Raw genomic sequence first — 7,062 nt, 5'->3', positions numbered from 1 at the left:
GTACCGGTGGAGTGTCGCAATCCACACCGAACCCAGAAGGCCCTCACCCGTTCAAGCACCCAGCACGCGTGTCACCAACGTGCCGGGACAGCACACCTAGCCCCAGTCGCGGCCCGAGCGGCCGCGCTTCGTGTCGCCGCGCTGCTTCTTCTCCCGCAGCCGCCGCTCGTTGATGCCCCGTGGGATCCGCGATTTACGGCGCTGCTTGGGCGGCGGGGCGGTGGCCTCGGCGAGCAGCGTGGCCAGCCGGACGGCCGCGGTCTCGCGGTTGCGCCACTGGGAGCGGTGGTCGGAGGCCCGTACGGACAGCACGCCGTCGACCAGCCGGCCGGCCAGCCGCTCCAGGGCGCGCTCCTTCCACACCGGAGGCAGCGCCTGCGTTTTGACCAGGTCGAAGCGCAGTTCGACCTGGCTGTCGCTGGTGTTGACGTGCTGGCCGCCCGGACCGGAGGACCGCGAGAATCGCCATACGAGCTCGGCCTCTGGAAGGACGACCGAACCGCGGATGACATGGGGCCCGGACATGTGTCCCATGATCCCGCGTCCACGGGCGTCCCGTCACCCGCTTTTCACCGGGTGATTCAAGGCCGTGACATCAGGATCCGGTCGTGGCATCCGGGCTCGGCATCAGGATTCGGCAAAGAAAGTAAAGTCTGCTGGAACCTGGTGGTCCCCTCATGACGTTGTGAAGGGTGACGGTAGCTTCGTCAGCAACACGGAGCCCGACGCTTCGACGAGTCGACAAGGAAAGGGACATCCCATGGCTGTAAGCCTGTCCAAGGGCGGCAACGTCTCCCTCACCAAGGAGGCACCGGGCCTGACCGCCGTCACGGTCGGCCTCGGCTGGGACGTCCGCACCACCACCGGCACGGACTTCGACCTCGACGCGAGCGCGATCGCGGTCAACCCGACCGGCAAGGTCTTCTCGGACCAGCACTTCGTCTTCTTCAACAACAAGGCGACGCCGGACCAGACCATCGTGCACACCGGCGACAACGTCACCGGCCAGGGCGAGGGCGACGACGAGCAGATCAACGTCAACCTGGCGGGCCTGCCCGCCGACGTCGAGAAGATCGTCTTCCCGGTCTCGATCTACGACGCCGAGAACCGCAGCCAGAACTTCGGCCAGGTGCGGAACGCCTTCATCCGCATCATCAACCAGGCCGGCGGCGCCGAGATCGCGCGTTACGACCTCAGCGAGGACGCGGCGACCGAGACCGCCATGGTCTTCGGCGAGCTGTACCGCAACGGCGCGGAGTGGAAGTTCCGCGCGGTGGGCCAGGGCTACGCGTCCGGCCTGGTCGGTATCGCGCAGGACTTCGGCGTGAACGTCTGACCGATGTGAGCATCTGTTCGATGTGAACGTCTGAGGCGTGCGCGCCTGAGTACAGCGGAGGGTCGGCCCCCTTGGGGGGGCCGGCCCTCGGCGTGTTTCAGGCGACCGCGTCGTCCGCGGCCTCGGGCGGCGTGGCCAGCACCGCCACCTCATCGAGCGACAGCCCGAGCGTGCCGGCCAGCGCCGCGACCGTGAAGAACGCCGGGGTCGGCGCGCGGCCCGTCTCGATTTTGCGCAGCGTTTCGGCGGACAGCCCCGCCACCGCCGCGATCTCGACCATGCTCCGTTCGCCACGCGCCGCGCGCAGCAGCGCGCCCAGCCGCTCGCCGCGTTCGCGTTCCCAAGGGGTCAGTGGAGTGCGCACCATGCCCGTGATACTAATACCGGTAAATAAATACCGGTAAACAAATAACGCCTGTGTCGGGTGTTCGGGAGGTCGTACCCATGGTGGAGATCAAGACGGATGCGTCGGTGGACGCGATGCGGGTGGCCGGCCGGGTCGTCGCCGAGGCGCTGGCGGCGGTGCGTGCCGCGGCCGCCCCCGGCGTACGGCTGCGGGAGCTGGACGAGGTCGCCCGTACGGTGCTGAGCGAGGCCGGCGCCGGCTCGCCGTTCCTCGGCTACCGCCCCTCCTTCGCGCCCACTCCGTTCCCCGCCGTCATCTGCGCATCCGTCAACGACGCGATCGTGCACGGCATTCCGGACGCCTCCCGGCTGCGCGACGGCGACCTGGTCAGCATCGACTGCGGCGCGGTCGTGGACGGCTGGACGGGCGACGCGGCCGTCAGCTTCACGGTCGGCACACCCCGGCCCGAGGACCGCCGGCTGATGGACGTCACCCGGCAGGCGCTGGCGGCGGGCATCGCGGCGGCCATGGTCGGCGCCCGGATAGGCGATATCTCGCATGCGATCGGCAGCGTCGGACGGGCGGCCGGCTACGGCATCCCGGACGACTTCGGCGGCCACGGCATCGGCCGCCGGATGCACGAGGACCCGGCCGTCCCCAACGAGGGCCGCCCCGGCCGCGGCTTCGTCCTCCGCCACGGTCTCGTCATCGCCATCGAGCCGATGTTCCTGTCCGGCGGCCGGGACGACTACCGCCCGGACGACGACGGCTGGACGCTGCGCACCACGGACGGCAGCCGCGCCGCCCACTTCGAGCACACCGTGGCGGTGACGGAGAACGGGCCGCGGGTGCTGACGGTGCCGTAGGGGCGCGCCAGCTGACGGTGCCGTAGGGGCGCGCCACGGGAATACCTCCCGGGCCCCGCCCCGTTGTGGCCCCACAGGGGGCGCTTGTGACCCCTACGGGATGTGTTCGCCCCTGCCCTAGGGAGTGCATCCGGGGCCCTGCCGCTACCTGCCGAGCGCGTGTGCGCCGGCCTGCGCGAACTGCTCGTCAAGGGCACCGCTGGGGGCGCCCGCGACACCTATCCCCGCGATCGGCGCGCCCTCGGCCTGGACCGGGGCGCCGCCCGCCAGGAAGAGCGTGCCGGGAATGTCCTTGAGGGTGGGCACCTGGTCGAGGCGCTTGACCAGCTCGGAGGTCGGGGCGTTCCAGGAGACGGCGGTGAACGCCTTCTTCGCGGCCGACTCGTAGGACTGGGGTCCGGCGCCGTCGCCGCGCAGCTGGAGGAGCGTGGTGCCGTTACGGTCCACGACGGCGACCGAGACCTTCTGGCCCGCCTTCTCCGCGGCGTCCAACACGGCCTGCGCGGCCTTGGTGGCGGCGTCGATGCTGAGGTGGGTGGTCTGGGTGAGGTTCTTGGTGCGGGTGAGGTCCTGGGCGGCGTCGGACGTCGTGGCGACGGGCTGTGCCGGGGCGGTCGATGACGGGGCAGCGGTCGCGGCGACGGCGCCGAGCGTGCCCGCGCCGAGCAGCGCGACGGCGGCTGCACCGGTGACAACACGGGCGCGCAGCGAAAGCTTCTTCATGATCGGGACTCCTTGGAGAGGTCGGCGAGGCCGGCGAGGTCGGGCAGCAGGCGGGCTCCCGGGGGTTCCCTCTGCCGTGTCTCCATCCTCGGAGCGGGCCGGCGCCAGGCGGGTCGTCGTACTGGCTGCGGCGGCCGTGCATGATGGTGGATACCGATATCGACCGATCGGTTGATACGGACCCCTCTCCACCCGGGTTAGGACTACGGGAGAGCCCCGGCGAGGAGATCCGCATGCACCCCACCCAGCAGCCCGCAGCAGCGGCACCCGAACCGTGCCGGGACCCGAATCCGGACGCGCGCTGGCTGGGCCCGGTCATGCACACGGCGTTCTTCCTGCTGCTGGGCGCCTCGCTGGCCCGCTTCCTGATCCGCCACCCCGGCGAGCCCCGCACGCCCTGGATCATCTCCCTCAGCCTCGTCCTGGCCCTCCTCTACGTCCTCGGCCCGGCGCTGGGGTCCCGTACGCACCACGAGCGGCGGCCCACTGCCCGTCGGCTGCTCTGGCTCGGGGCGGTCGTCGCGACCTGGGTCGTGCTGGTCCTGCTCGCGCCGAGCTTCGCGTGGTGCGCGGTGCCGCTCTTCTACACGGGCCTGCGCACCCTGCCGGCCGGCGCCGCGTCGATGCTGGTCGGCGTGCTCACCGCGTTCGTGGTGGTGGCCCAACTACGCCTCTCCACCGAGTTCGACCCGAACCTGCTGCTGGCTCCGCCGGCCGTCGCCGCCCTCGCCACCGCCGTCTTCGTCCACATGGAGCGGCAGGCCGCCCGCCAGCGCACGCTGATCGACGATCTGATCCGCACCCGGCGCGAACTGGCCGCCACGGAGCGGCGCGAGGGCACCCTCGCCGAACGGCAGCGGCTCTCCATGGAGATCCACGACACCCTCGCCCAAGGGCTGTCCAGCCAGCAGATGCTGCTCCAGGCCGCCGACCGCACCTGGGACACCGACCCGGGCACCGCCCGTGGCCATGTCCGCACGGCCACGGAGATCACCGCCCGCAACCTCGCCGAGGCCCGCCGCTTCGTCCACGACCTCGCCCCAGCGGACCTCGCCGACGGCGCCTCCCTCCCCGAGGCCCTGCGCCAACTCACCGCCCGTGCGGGCGAGTCGGGCTCGTCGGACGCACCGTCCACCGAGGCGCTCGCCGTGCGCTTCCACCTGGACGGCACGCCCGCTCCGCTCCCCGACCGGGTGCAGTCCGCCCTGCTGCGCATCGCCCAGGGCGCCCTCGCAAACGTCCGTGAGCACGCCGCCGCGACTACCGTCGCCCTGACCCTCACCTACCTCGGCGACCAGGTCGTCCTGGACATCGCCGACAACGGCCGCGGGTTCGACCCGTATGCGCCGACAGGGCCGGATGCTCCAGGGCCGGGTGCGTCAGGACCGGATGCACCAGGACCGGATGCGTCGGCAGGGCCGCGTGCGTCGGCCGGGCCGGACGCGCCGACCCGGCCTTCTGCACCTGCCGGCCCGCCCGGCCCCGCAGGCCCTAGGACTCCCGCAGCACCGTCCGGCCCCGTGCCACCCCCCTCGCCCGGCCGCGTACGCGGTCACGGCCTGCCCGCCATGCGCGCCCGGATGCGGCAGCTCGGTGGCACCCTCACCATCGAGTCCGCGCCGGGCGAGGGCACCGTCCTGTCCGCCGCCGTCCCCCTGGAGCCCGCCCCATGACCACGTCCGCCCCCGAACCCGCAAGCGGGCCCGTACGCATCCTGCTCTGCGACGACCATGCCGTCGTACGCGCCGGGCTGCTCGCCCTGCTCCGCAGCGCCTCCGGGATCGAAGTCGTCGGCGAGGCCGGGAACGGCGAGGAGGCGGTGGCCATGGCTGCCAAGCTCCGTCCCGACGTCGTGCTGATGGACCTTCAGCTCGGCTCCGGAATCGACGGCATCGAAGCCACCCGCCGCATCACCGCCCTCAGCACCCCCGATGCCCCCGGAGCCCCCGGAGCCCCCGGGCCAGGCGGCTCCACGGACTCGCCTCCCTCCGGCCACACCCCCCATGTCCTCGTCCTGACCACCTACGACACCGATGCCGACATCACCCGCGCCATCGAGGCCGGCGCCACCGGCTATCTCCTCAAGGCCGAACGCCCGGAGGAGCTGTTCTCCGCCATCCACGCCGCTGCCCAGGGCCGGGGCACGCTCTCCGCGCCGGTCGCCCATCGCGTCCTGGCCCGGATGCGCAGCCCCCGCCCCACCCTCACCGACCGGGAACGCGACATTCTCGGCCAGCTCGCGCGAGGCCTGGGCAACCGCGAGATCGCCCGCGCCCTCTTCATCAGTGAGGCCACGGTCAAGACCCACCTGGGCCGTATCTACGACAAGCTCGGCGTGGACACCCGCGCCGGTGCGGTCGCCGTCGCCAAGGAGCAGCGGCTGCTGCCCTGACCGGCGACCGCCGACCGCACCGACCGGACCGACCGCACCGACCGGACGGCTTCAGAGCCGGTCGATGTCGACCGCGTCGGCCATCGCGCGGTAGCCGGCGTCGTTCGGGTGGAGATGGTCGCCGACGTCGTATGCCGCCGCTATCCGGTCCCGGTCGGCGGGATCGGACAGCGCCCGGTCCAGGTCCAGCACCCCGTCGAATTCGCCGGAGGTCCGGATCCAGTCGTTGAGCGCATCGCGCTTGATCTCGCCGCGCTCGGTGTAATACTGCGCGCCCTTGAACGGCGTCAGCGTCGCACCGATCACCTTCACGCCCTTGGCGTGCGCCTGGCGGATCAACTCACGCTGTGCGGCGATCAGTTCCTCCACGGAGCGGGCCGGGGACGGGCCTCCCGGCACGCCCTCCCACTCGCTCATCCCGATGTCGTTGATGCCCTCCAGCAGGATGACCATGCCGACGTCCGGTTCGTTCAGTACGTCCTTCCGGAAGCGGGCCACCGCCTTCTCCCCGGCCCAGTCCGTGTCGTTGGTGAGCTGGTTGCCGCTGATGCCCTGGTTGACGATGCTGCGCGGCCGTCCGGCGGCGGCGAACCGCTCGGCCAGCTCGTCCGGGTAGCGGTTGTCGGCGTCGAGCGTGGAGCCGAAGCCGTCGGTGATGGAGTCGCCGAAGGCCACCACGCCGTCGCGGTGTGCGTCCCGGCCGCCGGACACCTCGACGCCCGACAGGTAGTACCAGGAGTGCGAGGTCTCGGTGAAAGCCGAGGCCCCGACGTCGGAGCTGTGGTCTCCGGCCGCGCGATAACTCGTGGCGGCCAGTGCGTGGAAGGTGGCCGGGCCGGTCGGCTCGTCCAGATACAGGGTGACGGTCAGCGACTCCAGGGCGCGGACCTTCAGCCCCACCGCGTCACTGCGCAGCTCGCCCCCCGCGGGTATGGTCGCCGACCGCCCGTGCCCGAAGGTCAGCGCCCGCACCGAACCGGCCTTCACCGCAGCGCCCTGGTCCGTACGGGCGATGGTCGCACCGGCCACCTTCAGCGGCGTACGGCCATAGCGGTTGGACAGCTCGATACGGGCCTGCGAGCCGCCGGTGCTGACGCGTACGACCTGCCGGACGGTCTGCCGCGCGAAGCCGGCCTCGGACCAGTTCTTGTCGAAGACGGTGTTCGGCGGCTGTGGCGACGCCGCCCAGCCGCCACGCCACCGGCCGTGGCCGTCACCCTTGCTGTGGCCGTCGTGGCCGTACCGGCTGTCGCCGCGTCCCCCGTCGGACCGGCCGCCCCCATCCGCCGCCGACGCCGTCGCCCCCTGCACCCCGAGACCGCCCGGCACCGCCGGCAGCACCGGAAGAGCCGCCAGCGTGACCGCCGACAGCACGGTGGCCACCGAACGTCTCACCAAG

The 7,062-nt window shown here is 72.0% G+C and carries 8 protein-coding genes; 4 read left to right on the top strand and 4 right to left on the bottom strand.

Translation table 11 applies throughout. The features are described 5' to 3' along the window. Window positions 1-96: 96 nt before the first annotated feature. Window positions 97-525 (bottom strand): alternative ribosome rescue aminoacyl-tRNA hydrolase ArfB, encoded by a 429-nt coding sequence (gene arfB, locus AB0I10_RS14945; protein ID WP_363152849.1) that lies wholly within the window; start codon window positions 523-525, stop codon window positions 97-99. A 235-nt stretch (window positions 526-760) separates the two neighbouring features. Between arfB and AB0I10_RS14940 the strand changes: the two genes are divergently transcribed. Further along, window positions 761-1,336: a TerD family protein gene (locus AB0I10_RS14940; RefSeq protein ID WP_363152848.1), complete on the top strand. Its 576-nt coding sequence runs from the start codon at window positions 761-763 to the stop codon at window positions 1,334-1,336. Between the two features lie 97 nt (window positions 1,337-1,433). On the opposite strand, the gene AB0I10_RS14935 is transcribed toward AB0I10_RS14940, so the two are convergent. Further along, window positions 1,434-1,703 carry a helix-turn-helix transcriptional regulator gene (locus AB0I10_RS14935; protein ID WP_363152847.1) on the bottom strand — a complete coding sequence of 90 codons (270 nt, stop codon included), beginning with the start codon at window positions 1,701-1,703 and terminating at the stop codon, window positions 1,434-1,436. Window positions 1,704-1,780: 77 nt separating this feature from the next. Between AB0I10_RS14935 and map the strand changes: the two genes are divergently transcribed. Continuing rightward, window positions 1,781-2,548, top strand: a complete 768-nt coding sequence (gene map, locus AB0I10_RS14930) for a type I methionyl aminopeptidase (RefSeq protein ID WP_363152846.1) — start codon at window positions 1,781-1,783, stop codon at window positions 2,546-2,548. Between the two features lie 144 nt (window positions 2,549-2,692). Here the strand turns inward: map and AB0I10_RS14925 are convergent, their stop codons facing one another. Next, window positions 2,693-3,271 (bottom strand): heme-binding protein, encoded by a 579-nt coding sequence (locus AB0I10_RS14925; RefSeq protein ID WP_363152845.1) that lies wholly within the window; start codon window positions 3,269-3,271, stop codon window positions 2,693-2,695. A 233-nt stretch (window positions 3,272-3,504) separates the two neighbouring features. Here AB0I10_RS14925 and AB0I10_RS14920 point away from each other — a divergent pair, with 233 nt between their 5' ends. Both AB0I10_RS14920 and AB0I10_RS14915 read left to right on the top strand, forming a co-directional pair. Next, window positions 3,505-4,944: a sensor histidine kinase gene (locus AB0I10_RS14920; protein ID WP_363152844.1), complete on the top strand. Its 1,440-nt coding sequence runs from the start codon at window positions 3,505-3,507 to the stop codon at window positions 4,942-4,944. Beyond that, the gene (locus AB0I10_RS14915; protein WP_363152843.1) at window positions 4,941-5,663 is read left to right on the top strand and encodes a response regulator transcription factor; all 723 of its coding nucleotides are present in this window, start codon (window positions 4,941-4,943) and stop codon (window positions 5,661-5,663) included. Before AB0I10_RS14920 ends, AB0I10_RS14915 begins: the two co-directional genes overlap by 4 nt. Before the next feature lie 51 nt (window positions 5,664-5,714). Here the strand turns inward: AB0I10_RS14915 and AB0I10_RS14910 are convergent, their stop codons facing one another. Further along, on the bottom strand, window positions 5,715-7,058 hold the full coding sequence (locus AB0I10_RS14910; protein WP_363152842.1) for an SGNH/GDSL hydrolase family protein: 1,344 nt from the start codon (window positions 7,056-7,058) through the stop codon (window positions 5,715-5,717). Window positions 7,059-7,062 lie beyond the last annotated feature (4 nt).

It is taken from the genome of Streptomyces sp. NPDC050636, assembly GCF_040654775.1.
Taxonomy (GTDB): domain Bacteria; phylum Actinomycetota; class Actinomycetes; order Streptomycetales; family Streptomycetaceae; genus Streptomyces.
This window is presented reverse-complemented; position numbering and strand designations above follow the sequence as displayed.